Here is a 16,821-nt window from a genome sequence, read left to right as displayed (position 1 = left end):
CCGTGACTGAGGTACTTATTGTCGAAGACGAGACGGCTTTGGCGGAGCCGCTTGCGTTTCTGCTGCAGCGCGAAGGATTCGAGGTGCGGATGGCCGCTGACGGCCAGGAAGCACTTGCAGAATTCTCCAAGGCAGAACCGGACATTGTGCTGCTGGACCTCATGCTGCCAGGTATGAGTGGCACCGAGGTCTGCAAAAACATCCGCTTAAAGTCCTCTGTCCCAGTGATTATGGTGACCGCCCGTGACACTGAGATTGACAAGGTCGTCGGCCTCGAAATTGGTGCGGATGACTATGTGACCAAGCCGTATTCCTCTCGGGAACTTATTGCCCGTATCCGGGCTGTGCTGCGCCGCGGTCGCCACGACGACTCCGACGATGTCGAGGATATCTACGAGGAGGTCTTGCGCGGCGGCCCGGTCGTGCTGGACGTCGAGCGCCATGTAGTCACCGTTGACGGCGATGATGTCGCAATGCCGCTCAAGGAATTCGACCTGCTGGAGTACTTGCTGCGCAACCGTGGTCGTGTGCTAACCCGTGGCCAGCTCATCGACCGCGTCTGGGGCTCCGACTACGTCGGCGACACCAAGACGCTGGACGTACACATCAAGCGCCTGCGCTCCAAGATCGAGCGCAATCCTTCCTCGCCGGAGTTCCTGGTCACCGTTCGCGGCTTGGGTTACAAGTTCGAGGACTAGCTCAGCAGACTGCTGCCGACAATCTCCGCCGTCGGTCTGAGAAACCCCGACTTAAACCTCGTCCGGCGCCAGCCCCTCGGCCGCTGCGCGTGTGGCCGGGTGAATCGCCAGCAGTGGGTAGCCACTCGGCCCGAAAGCCTTGGCCGCGCCCGCTATTTCTCGGGCACGGCAGTGCTCCGCCAGAATTTCGTAGCACTCTTCGCCGATGAGCTCTATTAGCTCGGACTTGTGCGTGCGCCACACCGGCTCGCCACCGGTATGTGTGGCCGGCGCGCCCGTGCAGAACCATTCAAAGTCCTCGCCGCCATCGCCCCAGGCACGACGATCGTATTCGGTAATGGTCGTGCGCAGAATCTCCTGGCCGTCCGGGCGTTCCTCCCAGTCCTCCAGTCGGCGCAGCGGCACCTGCCAACACACATCCGGCTTGACCTTTACGGGGTCAATGTCGTTGGCCATCGCCCATTGGTGGATGGCACAGCCCGCACCATTGCGCCATCCGTCACGGTTGGCAAAAATGCAGGCATTCTTCACGACCTTCGTTTTCAGAGCAGGCTCAGGCTCTCCGTTTTCGTCGTCAAGCTCGTCCCACACTAACCACGGTTCCAACGGTTCGGAGGGGTCGGTTTCGTAGGTTTCAAGCCACTTCAGAGTTTGTTCGGGGCGGTTCTGCCACCACTGGGGCTCTGCGGAGTCGCCTTCCATTCGCTTTACGACGTCAATAACCCTCTCGCGGTCTTCTTCGTCGGTGATAAAGGCGCCATGGCCACAGCATCCGACATCCGCGTTCGCGGAGTCGATGCCCTGGCAAGCGGAGGTGCCGAAAGCGCATTGATAGGAGCTCATCAACCAGGTTAGGTCGCAGGTGATGATATGTTCTGGGTCCTCCGGGTGGGCGAACTCGAACCACTCGCGGGGAAAGTCATAGGCGACTTCAGCGGGAGACGGTTGCGGTCCACGACCGGGGCGGGGGTGGGGTTGATTCACACCAATACACCGTAGACCGTCTAACCTACTAAGAGTGAGATTAGGTGTATTAGATGTAGGTAGTAATACCGTCCACTTGGTGATGGTGGACGCCCGCCGGGGCGGACATCCGACTCCGATGAGCGATTCCAAGTCGACGATGAAGCTGGTCGAGTACCTGGATAAGGACAACAACCTGTCCAAGAAGGGCATTGACAAGCTGACGGGCTACGTCGCTGAATCCAAGGAATTGGTTGAGCAGATGAAGTGCGAAGAGATGATTAGCTTCGCCACTTCGGCTGTTCGCGATGCCGCCAACGCGGACGAAGTACTCGCTCACGTCGAGAAGGAAACTGGCATTAAGCTGCAGATTCTCTCCGGTGAGGACGAGGCTCGTCTGACCTTTTTGGCAGTACGGCGCTGGTACGGCTGGTCTGCTGGTCGTCTAATCAACCTGGATATCGGTGGCGGCTCTCTCGAGCTGACGTCGGGTACCGATGAGGATCCGGAGGCCGCGTACTCACTGCTGCTCGGTGCGGGCCGTTTGACCCACGAGTGGTTCGAGACCGATCCGCCGGAGCGCAAGAAGATTGACCTGCTGCGCGATTACATTGATGCTGAGCTCGCTGAGCCAGCTCGTCATCTGCGTACGCTTGGTGAGCCGGACTTGGCTGTCGCCACCTCGAAGACTTTCCGCACTCTCGCTCGCCTGACCGGTGCGGCGCCTTCCGCTGCTGGTCCCCGGGTTAAGCGCACTCTGACTGCCGCTGGTTTGCGCCAGTTGATTGCGTTTATTTCCCGCATGACGGCGGCTGACCGTGCTGAACTTGAGGGTGTTAGTGCGAATCGTTCTCACCAAATTGTCGCAGGTGCTCTCGTTGCAGAGGCTAGTATGCGAGCATTGGGATTAGAGAAGGTCGAGATTTGTCCTTGGGCGCTGCGTGAGGGCATTATCTTCCGACGACTGGACAGTGACCTATACGGAAAGGGTTGAGATGAGCGAGGAAAAGCTCACCGTTGCCGAACTGCTGGCGCGGCGGCAGAAGGAGGGAGCCCCCTCTGAACCACCGCGGCGCCGCCGTCGACGCAGCCTTGAAGAAGGCGGTGTGTCTGTTCAGGAGCTCACCGGCTCAATCCCTCGTGTAAAGGCCGACGAACCGCGACGTGGTGCTCACGCTCTTTCCAACGCAGACGACGATCAGACGACTACGAGTGATTTGCTTGCCGACGAAGCTGCGGCCAACGCCGCCGAAGAAGCGCAGGCAACCGAACCGGAGGTAGAAGCTCCGGAGCACTCGGAGGCTGTCGCTGAGCCAGTGGTAGTTGCTGAAGGGGCGGATTCGTCGGAGCATGAGGTTCAAGCTGAGGCCGAGGCTGAAGCTGCTGATCAGGAAGAAGAGGAGTCGGAATTAGCTGAGGCTGACGCCGAAGTAGCTGACGCCGAGGTCGCTGAGGCCGAAGCTGACGAGGTTGCCGAAGTTGCTGAAGAACCGGTTGCACCGGTTGCACCGGCAGCTCCGCAGCAGGAGCAAGCCGCGCAGAGCACACCAACTGCGCAGCCAGCAGCCCCTGCGGTGCCATTGGCAATTCCGATGGAACCCCGTCCGGTCATGGTCAACTCCGAGCGTTCGGAGATTACCTACACCTTCACCGAACTGCGTGACATGGCAGACGAGTCGCAGCAGCTTGGGGAGCCGGGGCCAGTCGCTCGTGCGGTACTCACCGGTTCCAACGCTTACGACGACCGTCCGACTGCCTCCATTCCGGTTGTCCAGGACAATGTCGACGAAGAGTCCGAGGCATCCGCTGAATCGGATGACGTCGACGGTGAACAATTTGCTGAGGCTGAAGCTGCTCAGGAAACCGCTACCTTCGAGGCTGCCGACGCTGACGCCGATACCGGTGCCGCTTCCAAGGCGGCAGTGGCGGCCGCTGTCGCTCCTGAAGTTGCACAGGCAGAAGACGCACAGGCCGATATCGAGCAGGCCGAGGACGCCCCCACTGAGGCTGCGCAGGTCGAGACCACACCGACCCAGGCCGCAGCTGACGAGAAGCAGGCGGAGCCCCGGGACGTCGTTAAGCGTGAAGAATCCAAGAGCTCCAAGGGCAAGGCCGTCGCGCGCGATGGCTACGCCGAGGACAATTCCCTCTCGGTGCCGTTGCTGCTAATCCAGGTCTTCGTGGGTCTGATTGCTGGTGCATTGGTGTTCCTGGGCTTCACCATGGCCTGGTCGTCGCTGCCAAAGATTGTGGTTGTCATCATGGCTCTCGTGGTCGCTGGTGGCTTCGCGGGAATGGCGAACTACCTGCGCCGTGAGAAGGACAAACTGACACCGATTCTTGCAGGACTTGTCGGTTTGGCGCTGACATTTGGCCCCTGGATTCTCTTCCAGTTGTAGTGGGGTCAACAGAATAATCATCACCTGATGCAGGGGTCGGAAGCGTAGTTTTCCGGTCCCTGCATTCGCATGTGTGGGCCAGTTTTGGCACACTTAGCGTCCATGACAAGAATTGCTGTAATTGGTGGCGGAAAGATTGGTAGCGCACTCGTCGGTGGTCTCATCGACGGTGGTGTCTCGCCCTCCTCGATTTATGTGGTGGGGCGCACCAAGGAGAGCCTGGCCGGTCTGAAGGAGACCTACGGCATTGTCGATGCCGACGACCCAGTAGGGGCCGTCGACGGTGCCGACGTGGTGTTCTTGTGCGTAAAACCGTACTTGATTATCGACATGCTCGAGCAGATTGCCGACGTGCTCGATGACTCTGAGGTCGACACCATTGTGGTGTCGATGGCGGCTGGCATCACGCTGGACAAGATGGAAAGCGTCTGTGCTGTCGGTACTCCGGTGATCCGCGTCATGCCGAATACCCCGATGCTGGTGGGCAAGGGGGTCTGTGCAGTCGCGCCGGGCCGCTTTGTCACGGAGAGCCAGACCGACGAGGTTGTCGAACTGTTGAAGAAGGTCGGCAGCGTTGAGGTTGTCGATGAGTCGCTGATGTCTGCAGTCACTGCAGTCTCGGGCTCCGGTCCGGCTTACTTCTTCCAGTTCGTCGAGGCGATGACCGACGCGGGTGTGAATCTGGGCCTCAAGCGTGATCAGGCTAAGCGTCTGGCGTCGGCTACGGCTGCTGGTGCAGCCGAGATGATGATGCAGGAAGGCGCGGACCCGACTGCGTTGCGTGCTGATGTCACTTCGCCGGGCGGTACAACGGCAGCGGCCACCCGAGTTTTCGAGGAAGAGGGTATTCGTCGCGCGGTGCATCGCGCGCTGCAGGCTTGCTATGACAAGGCCAATGAGATGGGTAAATAAGTATTTCGCCGAGTGGTCGCGGGTGTACAAGTAACCCCAATATTTGGGGCATTGGAAATGGTTAGGGGCAGTAGCTAATCCGATACGCAGGGACGATGAGTTAGTCACAACTGTCACACCATTCGCCAATGCCCCTATTCTTTATCAAAAATCGCACCGGCACCTTGCCTACCGGTAGGATATGAAAAGCACGTGCGTGTCACGATTTTCTGCAGGAGGGGAAGCCTGCAGCGCGTCGCGTGCGCTGAAGGGAATATTTACTAATGCAGAATGCAGATAAAGGCACCTTTCTGACCGTTGCGGAAGTTGCTGACATCATGCGCGTATCCAAGATGACCGTCTACCGCCTGGTTCACGCTGGCGAGCTGCCGGCAGTGCGCGTTGGCCGTTCTTTCCGCGTCCATGAGTCCGCAGTCAAGGAGTACCTGGACTCCTCTTTCTACAACGCGGGTTAATTTTTTCTGCCTTTTAAGCGGGGCTGTTTGACCTGAACGCATATGTCCCCGCTATGATTAATCCGATTAGTACATGGTGCTGTGCTGCGCCCCTGTTTCCTATCGTCTTCAAGTCATGAAGTATCGAGCTGTGAAGGCGGAAGGAAAAAAAGGGCGTGACATCTCGGCGGTTGTAAGGCCGCATTGAGTACGCCGCCATTGTGCAAGAAAAAATTTCCGTCAACGAATAGCGAGGTCGAGCCGATGGGTTCCGTCATTAAGAAGCGTCGCAAGCGCATGTCGAAGAAGAAGCACCGCAAGATGCTTCGCCGTACCCGCGTGCAGCGTCGTAAGCTCGGCAAGTAAGCCAGCATTCCTGCCGTTATCGCAGGAGCGCGCGTGCTGCGTCGCGTACACGTTTTAAAAGCAAAACCCGCCCGGTCTCGTTGAGATAGGGCGGGTTTTGTCGTTGGGGGGGGGCTAATCACGGGCTGCCGATTACGGGCTGCAAATGTGAAACTGTAGGAGTTTATGACACTTTCAGGCCATTTTTCGAGCCATTTTTGTCATAAACGCAGTCACTAACTCTCGAGTGCGCCTAGCAGCGTTTAACTTTCCTTGTTCGCGTCCCACAGTCGCTTGCCGACGAGTCCCGCGCCCCCGACAGCTCCTGCCAGCAGTGCTCCGATCGAGAGCCACCGCATCGTGGCGAAGGTTGCGGAGCGAAAGTGGCGATAGTCGTAGATAGTCCACCCCATCTTCTGGGCGTAATTCCGCAACTTGCGGTCCGGGTTGATGGCCACGGCGGTGCCCACCATGGACAGCATGGGAATGTCGTTGGCGGAATCTGAGTATGCCGTGCAGCGAGACATGTCCAACCCGGAAGAGGCTGCCAGAGCTGCCACCGCGTGCTTCTTACCCGGGCCGTGGAGAATATCGCCTACCAGGCGGCCAGTGAACTTGCCATCTTTGACCTCGGCGACCGTGCCAAGGGCGCCGGTCAGTCCGATGTGCTTAGCGATAACCTGGGCCAGCTGCACCGGGGTGGCGGTGACCAGCCAGACCTCTTGGCCAGCCTGGATATGTAGTTCCGCCAGATCGCGGGTGCCCTGGTAAACGCGGTCGCTGATCTTTTCTTCAAAGATTTCTTCGCCGAGTTTGACCATTTCATTCACATCGTGGCCGGCGAAAAACTCCAATGCCTGTTCACGGGCCTTAGCTACGTCGGCAGCGTTTTCCGCGCCTGAGATTCGGAATTTCAGCTGCTTCCAAATCATGCCGGCCAAATCACGCTTCTTGATGAAGCCGCGCTCGACCAAACCCATGGCAAAGAGGAAGATTGATGCGCCTTGGACAAGCGTGTTGTCCACATCGAAGAAAGCGGCTGCGCCCTGATCGCGTTCGACACCTGGAATGGGCTGCGAGAGCACACGGGCACCGCCAGCGGCATCTTCGGCACCAGCTACACTGCGAAATCCCGTAGCCAGTTCTTCGCCGCCGACGTCGTAGACTTCGCCGAGAGCTTCCAGTGCATTGGCAGCCGCTGCAGCACCAGCTTCCTCCTGTGCTTCGTCATTGAGCGGAGCGAGAACTACCTGCTCGAGGAAGTTGCGGACGTTACCCTGCGAGGACGCAAGGTCACCCAGCATGTCGATGGGGAAGGGGGAGCGGTTGTCGGCACTGAACTCACTCACGGCACGAAAATCTCTTTCCACGGTGTATGCAACCGACATCCGTTATCGGAAGCTCTTGTTGAATAGTATCCGGTCTTTAGGCAAAGCTGCGCGCTGAGATTCAAGGAGCGGATGGGGCAAGGATAAGAAGAGTCACTTTTGCAGGGGAAGTGTGGGGAGGGGGACGTCGTAAAGCGAAACAGTCGACCTTTAGACTGGCCGTTATGGTGACTGTGACGGTGATGAGTAGGAAGACGTGCGGTTCGTGCGCCCGAGTGATTGCGCAGATTGAGCCGCTAGTTCGGGACCAAAATGCGCAGTTCCAGGTGGAAGACGTCGATACCGATCCGAACTTGGCCATGGAATTTGGCGATCGCGTGCCGGTGATTTTGGTCAATGATGAGGAAATCGCTTGCTGGGAAATCGATGATGATGAACTCCTGGAAGCGATAGCGGAGGCCGAATAAGTTCGGGAGACAACTCTGCCGAACTGCTAGGAGCTGCGGAGACATGGCAGAATGTGGAGTAGCGGCAAAGAAGTAGGGGAGTGCTGCGAACATCGAGGTAGAGACTAAGTAAAGTATGCCTTTGTTGTGACGAGATGGCAGAGTTGTCTAGCGTTAACAGTCATAGCTGTGTGAAAAAGCCCGTAGCGGGGCCTGTGAAGGAGCAATAGAGCGGTGATTGAGCGGTGAGTGTGCTTCTCGTCGGAATGTCGTACCGGTCTGCTCCGGTGACCCTTCTTGAAAAGGTCTCCGTCGGTGAAACTGAGCGAGAGGCCATTTTGGCTCGGCTGGTCGCGGATGAAGCGATCAGCGAAGCGATGCTGTTGTCGACCTGTAACCGCGTTGAGTACTACGTGGTGGCCAACGGCTTCCACTCTGGCCTATCGGCCGTGGTCCGTGAAATTGTCGGTCGTACTGGGCTCGAACTCGATGAACTGACACCGCACCTCTATGTGCGGTACGCACAGGCCGCAGCGGAGCATGCCTTCTCGGTGTGTGCTGGTCTTGACTCGATGGTGCTGGGGGAACAGCAGATTATCGGTCAGCTTCGCAATGCTTACCAGGAAGCGGACGAAGCCGGCACCGTCGGTCGCATGCTGCATGACTTGGCGCAGAAGGCGCTGCACACAGGCAAGCGAGTCCACAGCGAAACACTGATTGATAATGCGGGCGCATCGATGGTCTCCGTGGCCATCGACGAGGCGATTGCTGCGCTGCATCCTGGGTTCAACTCTGGTGTTGACGTCGCTGAGGGTACCGATATTCTGGCCGGACGTTCGGCCCTTATCCTCGGCGCCGGTGCGATGAGTTCGCTGGCCGCCAGTTACCTGGGGCGCTGCGGCATTGATCGTCTGATTATTGCCAACCGCACCGTTGACCGGGCGCAGAACCTGGCTAACCACTCGATCGAAGCGGGCATCCCCGCTACTGCTATTGCGTTGCATGATTTCGCTGATGTCCTCGATGATGTGGACATTCTCGTCAGTGCCACCGGAGCCATGACTCCAGTGGTCTCAGCTGCAGATGTTGTCGACCACGGCCCGCTCGCCATCGTCGATTTGTCTATGCCTCGCGACGTCGCGGAGGATGTCTCCGGGCTTGAGGGGATCGCACTCTTCAACATCGAATTGCTGCAGATGACTCGCACGGAGGTTCCGGGTCGTGATGATGAGGCTGCAGCGCGCGACATTGTGGCCGAAGAGTTGGAGTCCTACCTCACGGCGCAGCGCGCAAGCGAGGTAGCACCGACTGTTCGCGCTCTGCGTGAGCGCGCGGCGGATGTGGCGGCGGCTGAGCTCGCTCGCCTGGAGGCGAAGACACCGGGTCTTACTCAAAAGGAACGTCGCGAGGTCGAGTCCACGGTTCGCCGCGTCGTCGATAAGCTCTTGCACGCGCCAACGGTTCAGGTCAAGAAGCTTTCTAGCCAGCAGGGTGGTGGCAACTACGCGCTTGCCCTGCAGAAGCTCTTCGACCTGCCCCTATCCACCCCCTCTGGCCTGTATGCTGACACCGATATCCCCGCAGATCTCATGGTAGAGGGCCGAATTGGGCGGATGCAGGGATTTGAGCAGTATGGTCTTGACAGTAGTGCCATCATTGAAGGCGTTGCTGAAACCACCAAAAATTAACACCCGGAGGGAAACATGCCTGACCCAGCGACTATTCGTATCGGTACCAGGGGCTCGGAACTGGCCACGACACAGGCCGGTCACGTCCGTGATGCACTGATTGAGCTGGGACAGCCTGCAGAGCTGGTGATTGTAAAGACCGCCGGTGACCATAACCGCCACGACCCGGTGGAAAAGATTGGCATCGGTGTCTTCACCCAGGCGCTGCGTCATGCACTCCGCGAGGGGGTGTGCGACATTATCGTGCACTCGTTTAAGGACCTGCCGACCCTGCCGGAAGACGACATGATGGTCGCAGCCGTGCCGGAGCGCGTCGATCCGCGAGAAGCGCTGATTTCCCGCGATGCCACGCCGCTGATGGACCTGCCTGAGGGGGCTCGTGTGGGTACCTCCGCGCCGCGTCGTGTCTCTCAGCTGCGTGCGCTGCGCTCCGATCTGGAACTTGTACCATTGCGTGGAAACATCGAAACCCGCATGGGGCGCGTCTCTGAGGACTTGGACGCTGTCATTCTGGCTCGCGCTGGGCTGGAGCGCACGGGTCGCCTCGGAGAGATTGCGGAATCCCTGGACGTGGACGTCCTCATACCGGCCCCGGCTCAGGGCGCCCTGGCGCTGGAGTGCCGCACTGCTGACCGCGAAATTGTGGATATTCTGCGCAAGATTGACCACCCGGTGTCCCATGCCCGCGCTGTCGCTGAGCGCGCGGTACTCAATGAGCTGGAAGCGGGCTGTACCGCTCCGGTCGCGGCCTACTCAACCGTGAGCGACAGTGGTGAACTCACCCTGCAGGCGGGGGTGTTCGCACTCGACGGTTCGCGTCAGTTGCTCGAGACCGCTACCGCAAACGTGGATAAGGCCGATGAGCTTGGCCGGAAGGTTGCGGCGGCCCTGCTCGAACGGGGTGCTCATGAGGTAATGGGCGATACCCTGCGGGAATCTCAAAAGTAGCCGGTTAGTTAATTTGGCTCAAACCCTTTATGCTAATAGGCCTGTATGCATGCCGTTGGGATAAGGGTTTCCTTCGTGTGCTCGCATGTGAGATTCAGGTGTCCACCTGCCCCTCACATGCGTTGGCGCATGTCCGCTTTCTTCCTTAGAGACTCATCGGCACGAAAAGTGAACAACCAATAGAAAAGAAATCACTCCGCAACGATGAACACCTCCCTCCCCTCAGCAACGGGACGCATCCTGTTCGTCGGCGCTGGTCCTGGAAATCCCGACCTGCTGACGCTTCGCGCCCGTGAGATTCTCGCAGACACCGCTATCGCCTACGTCGACGCCGATGTCATGCCGGGGGTTCGAGAGCTCGTCGCAACCGATGTGCCTGTTCCTCCCGAGCTGCTGAAGGAAGCCGAGGAAGAGTACGAGCGCATGTGCGCCGCAGCCAAGGCCAAGGGATCTCGTCGTAAGCCGCCGCGTCCGGCACCACCGACCGCCGCAGATCTGCGCACGCCTATCGACGATCCCAAGAAGATGGCCAACCTGCTGGTCGAAGAAGCCGCTAAAGGCAATGACGTGGTGCGTTTGGTGGCAGGCAATCCGCTGACCAACGATTCGCTGCTGGCCGAAATCAACGACGTCTCGCACGCCGATGTTGAGTTCCAGATTGTCCCTGGCATGTCCGTGCCCTCCACCGTCCCGGCATTTGCCGGTATCGCGTTGGGCTCGACGTACACGGAGACCGATCTCGGTCGCGCCGATGTGGACTGGGACGAGCTGGCCCAGGCACCGCAGCCGCTGGTACTGCAGGCCGTGCAGGACGACCTGTCCGCCATTGCAACTGAGCTCGGCGAACGCGGCCTGCCGTCGTCGTTGCCGGTGTCGGTGACTGTCAACGGTACGACTCGTCTGCAGCGCACCTACGACGTCACGCTGGGCACCTTGGCGCAGCTCTCGGGTGACCTGACCGGTCCGCTGGTGGTCACGCTTGGCAAGGGTGTGGACAATCGTTCGAAGTACTCATGGTGGGAAAACCGCGCTCTCTACGGATGGAAGGTGCTGGTCCCACGTGCCAAGGCGCAGGCAGGCCCGATGAGTGCCCGTCTCGTTGCGCACGGCGCCATCCCGATTGAGGTCCCGACCATCTCAATCGAGCCACCGCGCAGCCCGGCGCAGATGGAACGCGCCATCAAGGGGCTTGTCGACGGCCGTTACCAGTGGGTTGTCTTCACTTCCGTCAACGCCGTCACCGCAGTGTGGGAGAAGTTCCAGGAATTCGGCTTGGACGCGCGCTCCTTCGCTGGGGTCCGCATCGCAGCCGTCGGCCATCGCACTGCCGCTGCCATCCGCGATCTCGGCATCACTCCGGAGCTGCTTCCGGATGACACTCGTCAAAATGCCGCGGGCATTGTCGACGTGTTCCCGGAGTACATCGAGGATCTCGATCCGGTCAACCGCGTGCTGCTGCCGCGCGCCGATATCGGCACTGACGTGCTTGTCGACGGTCTGATTGATCTGGGCTGGGAAGTTGATGATGTGGTCGCTTACCGTACCGTGCGGGCAGCGCCACCGAGTGCGGATATCCGCGACATGATTAAGTCCGGTGGCTTCGACGCAGTGTGCTTTACCTCGGGGTCGACGGTGAAGAACCTGGTCGGTATCGCGGGTAAGCCGCATGCTCGCACCATCATTGCCTGCATCGGGCCGATGGCCGCAGCCACGGCTCGCGAGTACGGCCTGCGGGTAGATGTCGTGCCGGAGCGCGCAAGCATCCCGGAGCTGGTGGATGCGCTGGCAGAGCATGTTGCGCAACTGCGGGCGGCAGGGCAGCTGCCACCACCGCGCAAGAAGCGTCGTCGTTCGCGTAAAACCAAGGACTGAGCAGGGGCGTACCGGAGCGAGTTCGCGTTTTGATTAAGGTTGTCTTTATGACTACATCTGGAGCTTCTGAATCATCCCGCGAAATCGATCTCGAACAGTTTGGATTTCCTCTCCCGATTCGTCGCCCACGCAGGCTGCGCACCAACCCGGTGATGCGTGCGATGACGGCGGAGACGACACTGACTCCGAAAAATCTCATCCTGCCCATGTTTGTTGCAGATGGTATTGATGAGCCGAAGCCCATCAGCTCCCTGCCCGGGGTAGTGCAGCATACCGAGGACTCCCTGGTAGAAGCTGTGCGCGAGGCTGTTGAGGCAGGTATCTCGGCAGTTGACCTCTTCGGTGTCCCGCTGGATGCGGACAAGGACGGCGAGGGCTCTGAGTCCTGGAATCCGGAGGGCGTACTCAACCGTGCCCTGCGTCGTCTCCGCGACGAGTTCGGGAATGACATTTTGATCATGGCCGACACCTGCCTGGATGAGTTCACTGACCACGGCCACTGTGGTGTGCTGGGCACGGATCGCTTCGGCAACACGGTCGTTGAGAATGACCGCACGCTGATTAACTACATCAAGATGGCCGTTGCGCAGGCCGACGCCGGTGCCCATATCGTGTCCCCTTCGGGCATGATGGACGGCCAGATTGCCGCAATTCGCGAGGGCCTGGATGCCGCTGGCCATGAGGATGTCTCCATCATGGCGTACTCGGCAAAGTACGCCTCCGCCTTCTACGGTCCATTCCGTGAAGCTGTGGGCAGCTCGCTACAGGGTGATCGCCGTACCTACCAGCAGGATCCTGCAAACCGTCGTGAGTCCCTGCTTGAAGTGCAGCTCGACGTTGACGAAGGTGCGGACATGGTGATGGTCAAGCCGGCCATGAGCTACCTGGATATTCTGCGCGAGGTCGCGGATATGTCGCCGGTGCCGGTTGCCGCCTACCAGGTCTCTGGTGAGTACGCGATGATTCACGCCGCTGCCGCCAACGGGTGGATTGACCTGGATGCTGCGATGATGGAAGCAGTGCTGAGCATTCGCCGTGCCGGTGCGGAGCAGATTTTGACGTACGCAGCGGTGGACTTGGCGAAGAAGCTGCGCGCCCAGTTCTAATTCGCTCGGGTGAACGTGCAGTAATAAATATCGAGAAGTGGACGGATGACTAAAGAAGAGAAGAAGCCCGCAATTCCCGAGCAGGTCGAGGGAGCTAGGCAGGCGTGGCGGGTTACGGCCGTGTTGCAGCTGCTCGTCGCTGCGGTAGCTACGGTGACCTACTGGCTGCATCCGGAAATGCTGATGAGCCCCTCAACCGCTAAGGAGAATTTCCCGGGTTTCAGCGAGGGCCAGATTGATGCTGCCATGAAGGCGACTATCGTTATCGCGTTCTTTTTCGCAGTGGGGCTTTGCATCGCGTTCTTCGCCATTATCGAGCGAATGCGCAAGGGGAGCGAAGGTGCTCGCACCGTGCTGGTTATCGGCTCGCTTTACCTGGCACTGTCGGCGCTGATGTCCTTCTTCTCTTCTACGGCTTCAGAATCGGGAGTGCCGGCATCCCTCGTTCTTATCAGCGGAATTGTGCGAATCGCCTCGGCCACTGCCGCGGTAGCGGGCCTAGTGCTCGCCGCTTCGAAGGAATCCAAGGACTACTTCGATCATCAGCGCCCGTCGAAACCGTGGACTCCGTCCGCTCCGGAATCGCATCTGCCGAGAGCGTCGAAGCATGGCGCTGATCCAAAGCGGCAACAGCAGCTGGGCCAGTCACAGCCCAAGCAATCCAAGCAGCCTGAGGAGTCCAAGCGATGATGTCCCTGCCGAGTCGGCCCTGGCAGTGGGTGCTCTTCGTCGCGCTCATCGCCCAGATTGTCCTGAGCTTGATACTGGTCACCGGCGACTATTCGCAGGCTCCCGCCGCCGTTGGCCGCGATATCTACATCGTCGCCGGTGTGACGCTGGTCTGCTCGCTTATTGGTAGCGGCTGCTTGCCGACGGCCACTGAGTTCAAACTCTCCCGGAACTGCCTGCTCATCATGGTGATTATCACGGCTCTCGCCATGTTCTTTGCCATTATGGCCGGCGCGCTGACTGTATGGGTTATCGCGCCCAGCCTGGCGATGGCGTGTGGACTACTGTTGCTCTATCGTGAATTAGCGCTCACGCGCGCCAACCAGCCACAGGATTAGACGGAAAGTTTCAAAGGCCATGAGTGACACCGGTGAGTTTGATTTCTCTCTGGACAATCGCGTTGAACAAGCGATTGTGGATGCCAAGGTCGCTGCTCGTAAGGCATTGCCACGAAGCCGTCAGGACATCGACGAAGAAAGTGCCCATCAGCGGCTTGCACACCGCAGAGGCCAGTCCAACACAGCTTTCGCACTCATCCTGGAAAACTTGGAAAACGCCGAGAGTGCTGAGTGTGCTGAGCATGTTTTGGAATCCTTTCCAGATGTGACGGCCTCTGTGGTCTACAAGCCCGGACGCGCGTGGATTACAGCGCCCGATACCATCGATCCGAATCAGTTCATCGAAGCTCTCCGCGAAATTGGGGTCGAGTCGTACCTCACGCGCAGTACGCTTCGGCGTCGTGCAACTCGGCTGGATGTGTCACAACATCGCCGTCCCGCTGTTCCGGCTGCCGCTCAACAGAATGAGGAGGAGCGCATTCGCCGTCGTGAAGCGGCCTTGCGCCGAAGCGGCGGCGGCGCGGAAGTACTGTTCACGGCGCGTGAACTGGTGACCAAGCAGCGCTTTTGGGGCAGCCTGTTTCTATCGATTCCGGTGCTGGTGACGTCGTTGAACGTCAACTGGCAGTTCCCGGGTTGGCAGTGGATGTGTCTTGTGCTGACCACGATTGTGGTGTGGTGGGGTGGCTGGCCGTTCCACCGTGCAATGGCGGCGTCTCTGCGTCGGCGGATGTCGGCGCTGGATGGGGCGAGCTCCATTGCCATCCTGCTGGCGTGGCTGTGGTCGCTAGCGCAGCTTATCTTTGGTCCCGCGGGACAGATTGGATATACCACTGCGCCCACGTGGTTTGCTTTCAACTACCGGGAAAGCGCCTCGGCAGAGGTGTTTTTCGACGTTGCCTGCGGTCTGACCGTGCTGTTGCTAACAGGTCGCATGTTTACGCGCTACAACAAGGTGCGTACTGGACAAATCTTGCGCAACCTGCGCATTCCAGCTGAGCGAAACGTGACAGTCGTGCGCAAGAGCGCTAAATCCGCGGAGCCGAAACGGGTGGAGGTGACGGTCGCGGAGCTCAATATCGGTGATGACATCGTGGTTCCACCGCACTCGGTGATTCCAGTTGATGGCTCAGTCATCGGTGGTGCGTCCATGATGGATGCGCAGCTACTCGGTATCGGCGTTGAACCGCAGAAGGTCAAGGTCAATTCCAAGGTTTGGGCCGGCGCAATCAACCTGGATTCGGAGCTCAAGGTGCGTGTGGAGCGCACCGGTTTCAAGACCCGGGCGTCATCGATAGCGCGTTGGCTGCGTCAAGCGGTTCGAGAAGAAACGGTGATGCACCAGACCGCAGTGCACTCGGCATCAGAGCTGGTGCCATGGACGCTGTCGTTGGCGGGCGTGGCTTTTTGCGGTTGGTGGCTGGCGACGGGCACGATGAGCGGTGCCCTCGCGGTGGCGCTGGCTATGCTCTCGGGCATCGCGCCGGTGGCATTGGCAATGTCTACGTCGACCGTGCAGCGCATCGGGATTCTGGCCGGTGCTAGTAACGGAATCTTGATTCGTGGCAATGAGACTTTCCGAAAGCTGGCCGCTGCCGATGTGGTGATTTTTAACCGAGTTGGAACGCTGACCGAGGGTGACACCCACGTGCTCGGTGTCGCCGCTGAGCGCAATGAAAATCCGGATCTGGTTCTGCGTGTGGCGGGCGCTCTCATGATGGAGAGCAACCACCCGGCATCGGCGGCCATCGTACGCGCGTGCCGTGCATCCCGCGACGCCGGTTCCGGCGGTGGCGAGGTGCCGCACTGGATTGAGACCGTACACGTCGCAATTGCGGAAGATGGTGCGTTCGTTGGCCAGGTAGAGATTCCGGTGAAGGACTCCGACGACAAGTTAGAGATGCGCTTTGTTGAGGGGCGTGTTTGGCGTCCGCGTGATCTCACTGCACTCAGCGAGAAAATGGCCGTGGCTGCGCTCAGTGGCGGTACTCCGATGGTGGTGTCGTGGCGTGGCAAGGTCCGTGGTGTCATCACCATTGGTGAGGACATTAAGCCCGATGCGGTCGAGAGCATTGACCAGCTTGAGGATATGGGCGTGGACACCATGATGATCACGCGAGATCCGTATCCAGTAGCCCGTCGTTTTGCTGACCGGCTGAATATCTCACGAGTATTCGCGGGCATCATTGCCTCCCGCAAGGCCATTGCGGTGCGTTCGGTCCACAGTGACGGCGAGACTGTCGTGATGGTTGGCGACAAGGACATCCGGGACTCTCTGCGTGCCGCTGACGTGGGTGTTTTGATGGACAACACCGAAGGCAATCAGAATCTTGATGTTGATTACGCCGATGTCGTGGCACTGCGGAACAACGTGTTGTCGATTCCGGAGGCCATTGAAATCGCACGTGCTGTGGTGCGGATGATGGACTCCAACATCTACTTTGCGTGGTTCTACAACGTTGCGGTCATCCTGCTGGGTATGACCGGTATGATTCACCCGCTGCTGGCATCGCTTTTGATGATTTTCTCCAGCTTGTGGATCGACTGGCGATCCCGTCGAGTGTCCTCTCGCCGCAAGCATCTATTCAGGGTGAAGCTGGGACGTTGGTAGGGCA

16 protein-coding genes are annotated in these 16,821 nt (G+C 59.3%); 14 read left to right on the top strand and 2 right to left on the bottom strand.

Annotated elements, in window-relative coordinates:
- Positions 1-2: 2 nt before the first annotated feature.
- The gene (locus tag HMPREF3053_RS06075) at positions 3-698 is read left to right on the top strand and encodes a response regulator transcription factor (protein ID WP_016421979.1); all 696 of its coding nucleotides are present in this window, start codon (positions 3-5) and stop codon (positions 696-698) included.
- Positions 699-749: 51 nt separating this feature from the next.
- Here the strand turns inward: HMPREF3053_RS06075 and HMPREF3053_RS06070 are convergent, their stop codons facing one another.
- Entirely contained in the window at positions 750-1,682 is a 933-nt protein-coding gene (locus HMPREF3053_RS06070) for a DUF3109 family protein (RefSeq protein ID WP_016421980.1), read from the bottom strand.
- Between the two features lie 34 nt (positions 1,683-1,716).
- Here HMPREF3053_RS06070 and HMPREF3053_RS06065 point away from each other — a divergent pair, with 34 nt between their 5' ends.
- The 5 genes from HMPREF3053_RS06065 to HMPREF3053_RS10885 all read left to right on the top strand — a co-directional run bounded on the left by HMPREF3053_RS06065 (position 1,717) and on the right by HMPREF3053_RS10885 (position 5,772).
- Positions 1,717-2,655, top strand: coding sequence for a Ppx/GppA family phosphatase (locus tag HMPREF3053_RS06065; protein ID WP_161798944.1), 939 nt, complete (start codon positions 1,717-1,719; stop codon positions 2,653-2,655).
- Position 2,656: 1 nt separating this feature from the next.
- Positions 2,657-4,060: a hypothetical protein gene (locus HMPREF3053_RS06060; protein WP_016421982.1), complete on the top strand. Its 1,404-nt coding sequence runs from the start codon at positions 2,657-2,659 to the stop codon at positions 4,058-4,060.
- Positions 4,061-4,162: 102 nt separating this feature from the next.
- Positions 4,163-4,972 (top strand): pyrroline-5-carboxylate reductase, encoded by an 810-nt coding sequence (proC, locus tag HMPREF3053_RS06055; RefSeq protein ID WP_016421983.1) that lies wholly within the window; start codon positions 4,163-4,165, stop codon positions 4,970-4,972.
- 263 nt (positions 4,973-5,235) lie between these two features.
- Positions 5,236-5,427 carry a helix-turn-helix domain-containing protein gene (locus HMPREF3053_RS06050; RefSeq protein ID WP_005509751.1) on the top strand — a complete coding sequence of 64 codons (192 nt, stop codon included), beginning with the start codon at positions 5,236-5,238 and terminating at the stop codon, positions 5,425-5,427.
- A gap of 243 nt (positions 5,428-5,670) precedes the next feature.
- On the top strand, positions 5,671-5,772 hold the full coding sequence (locus tag HMPREF3053_RS10885) for a 30S ribosomal protein bS22 (RefSeq protein ID WP_003855542.1): 102 nt from the start codon (positions 5,671-5,673) through the stop codon (positions 5,770-5,772).
- 242 nt (positions 5,773-6,014) lie between these two features.
- On the opposite strand, the gene HMPREF3053_RS06045 is transcribed toward HMPREF3053_RS10885, so the two are convergent.
- Positions 6,015-7,139, bottom strand: a complete 1,125-nt coding sequence (locus HMPREF3053_RS06045; RefSeq protein ID WP_016421984.1) for an HAD family hydrolase — start codon at positions 7,137-7,139, stop codon at positions 6,015-6,017.
- A gap of 164 nt (positions 7,140-7,303) precedes the next feature.
- On the opposite strand from HMPREF3053_RS06045, the gene HMPREF3053_RS06040 reads away from it, so the two are divergent.
- The 8 genes from HMPREF3053_RS06040 to HMPREF3053_RS06005 all read left to right on the top strand — a co-directional run bounded on the left by HMPREF3053_RS06040 (position 7,304) and on the right by HMPREF3053_RS06005 (position 16,817).
- Complete coding sequence (locus HMPREF3053_RS06040; RefSeq protein WP_016421985.1) at positions 7,304-7,546, top strand: glutaredoxin family protein; 243 nt, start codon at positions 7,304-7,306, stop codon at positions 7,544-7,546.
- A 224-nt stretch (positions 7,547-7,770) separates the two neighbouring features.
- Positions 7,771-9,213 (top strand): glutamyl-tRNA reductase, encoded by a 1,443-nt coding sequence (locus HMPREF3053_RS06035; RefSeq protein ID WP_042388369.1) that lies wholly within the window; start codon positions 7,771-7,773, stop codon positions 9,211-9,213.
- A gap of 15 nt (positions 9,214-9,228) precedes the next feature.
- Positions 9,229-10,161: a hydroxymethylbilane synthase gene (hemC, locus tag HMPREF3053_RS06030; protein WP_016421987.1), complete on the top strand. Its 933-nt coding sequence runs from the start codon at positions 9,229-9,231 to the stop codon at positions 10,159-10,161.
- Between the two features lie 204 nt (positions 10,162-10,365).
- Positions 10,366-12,033, top strand: coding sequence for a bifunctional uroporphyrinogen-III C-methyltransferase/uroporphyrinogen-III synthase (locus tag HMPREF3053_RS06025; RefSeq protein ID WP_016421988.1), 1,668 nt, complete (start codon positions 10,366-10,368; stop codon positions 12,031-12,033).
- A gap of 47 nt (positions 12,034-12,080) precedes the next feature.
- Positions 12,081-13,139, top strand: a complete 1,059-nt coding sequence (gene hemB / locus HMPREF3053_RS06020) for a porphobilinogen synthase (protein WP_016421989.1) — start codon at positions 12,081-12,083, stop codon at positions 13,137-13,139.
- Positions 13,140-13,184: 45 nt separating this feature from the next.
- A complete protein-coding gene (locus HMPREF3053_RS06015) occupies positions 13,185-13,829 on the top strand; it encodes a hypothetical protein (RefSeq protein WP_016421990.1) in 645 nt (214 codons plus the stop codon).
- A complete protein-coding gene (locus HMPREF3053_RS06010; protein ID WP_016421991.1) occupies positions 13,826-14,206 on the top strand; it encodes a hypothetical protein in 381 nt (126 codons plus the stop codon). Before HMPREF3053_RS06015 ends, HMPREF3053_RS06010 begins: the two co-directional genes overlap by 4 nt.
- 19 nt (positions 14,207-14,225) lie before the next feature.
- The gene (locus tag HMPREF3053_RS06005; protein WP_070767433.1) at positions 14,226-16,817 is read left to right on the top strand and encodes a heavy metal translocating P-type ATPase; all 2,592 of its coding nucleotides are present in this window, start codon (positions 14,226-14,228) and stop codon (positions 16,815-16,817) included.
- The last annotated feature ends 4 nt before the right edge of the window (positions 16,818-16,821 follow it).

Origin of the sequence: Corynebacterium sp. HMSC064E07, assembly GCF_001815745.1 — a bacterium.
Taxonomy (GTDB): domain Bacteria; phylum Actinomycetota; class Actinomycetes; order Mycobacteriales; family Mycobacteriaceae; genus Corynebacterium; species Corynebacterium jeikeium_D.
Note: the sequence above shows the minus strand (reverse complement) of the source record. Positions and strands in the feature narration are given on the sequence as shown.

Bases quoted from the DNA above. Each gene is read 5' to 3' on its own strand.
- hemB (WP_016421989.1), top strand. From the start codon at position 12,081: ATGACTACATCTGGAGCTTCTGAATCATCCCGCGAAATCGATCTCGAA.
- HMPREF3053_RS10885 (WP_003855542.1), top strand. From the start codon at position 5,671: ATGGGTTCCGTCATTAAGAAGCGTCGCAAGCGCATGTCGAAGAAGAAG.
- hemC (WP_016421987.1), top strand. From the start codon at position 9,229: ATGCCTGACCCAGCGACTATTCGTATCGGTACCAGGGGCTCGGAACTG.
- HMPREF3053_RS06045 (WP_016421984.1), bottom strand. From the start codon at position 7,139: ATGTCGGTTGCATACACCGTGGAAAGAGATTTTCGTGCCGTGAGTGAG.
- HMPREF3053_RS06015 (WP_016421990.1), top strand. From the start codon at position 13,185: ATGACTAAAGAAGAGAAGAAGCCCGCAATTCCCGAGCAGGTCGAGGGA.
- HMPREF3053_RS06025 (WP_016421988.1), top strand. From the start codon at position 10,366: ATGAACACCTCCCTCCCCTCAGCAACGGGACGCATCCTGTTCGTCGGC.
- HMPREF3053_RS06060 (WP_016421982.1), top strand. From the start codon at position 2,657: ATGAGCGAGGAAAAGCTCACCGTTGCCGAACTGCTGGCGCGGCGGCAG.
- HMPREF3053_RS06040 (WP_016421985.1), top strand. From the start codon at position 7,304: ATGGTGACTGTGACGGTGATGAGTAGGAAGACGTGCGGTTCGTGCGCC.
- HMPREF3053_RS06005 (WP_070767433.1), top strand. From the start codon at position 14,226: ATGAGTGACACCGGTGAGTTTGATTTCTCTCTGGACAATCGCGTTGAA.
- HMPREF3053_RS06010 (WP_016421991.1), top strand. From the start codon at position 13,826: ATGATGTCCCTGCCGAGTCGGCCCTGGCAGTGGGTGCTCTTCGTCGCG.
- proC (WP_016421983.1), top strand. From the start codon at position 4,163: ATGACAAGAATTGCTGTAATTGGTGGCGGAAAGATTGGTAGCGCACTC.
- HMPREF3053_RS06050 (WP_005509751.1), top strand. From the start codon at position 5,236: ATGCAGAATGCAGATAAAGGCACCTTTCTGACCGTTGCGGAAGTTGCT.